The organism is Paracoccus sp. SSK6, assembly GCF_039770665.1.
In the GTDB taxonomy this organism is placed as follows: Bacteria; Pseudomonadota; Alphaproteobacteria; order Rhodobacterales; family Rhodobacteraceae; genus Paracoccus.
Window position 1 is genome coordinate 1 of record NZ_JBDPNJ010000121.1, and the last position, 301, is coordinate 301.

General features: G+C 52.8%; 1 protein-coding gene. It reads right to left on the reverse strand.

Translation table 11 applies throughout. The annotated features are described in order from the left end of the window. A partial coding sequence (locus AAIL68_RS17665) for a BLUF domain-containing protein (protein WP_347141084.1) occupies window positions 1-231 on the reverse strand: 231 nt, incomplete at its 3' end. Between the last annotated feature and the right edge of the window lie 70 nt (window positions 232-301).

Sequence of the window (301 nt, forward strand, 5' to 3'; positions counted from 1 at the left end):
CAGCACATGAATATGGCGGTGACGCACATCCTGCATGATCCGCATGAAGCATTGGGCCACGGCCGTTTTGCCGCCTTCAAGCCATTGCAGGAAGTCTTCCTCGCCGACAATCAACAAACCGGATAATCCATCACGGGCGTTGTTGTGCCGTGATTGGGCCAGGATATGCTCCAGCGTGTTTTCAGTAATGCCACCGTGGTTTGACACATAGACAAGCCGAGTGAGCTGCATGGTTTTCGGCGCCCCGGGCTGTTCGCTTGGAATCGTCTAATCCATGAAGGTCATTTTGTTCAATTTGGCA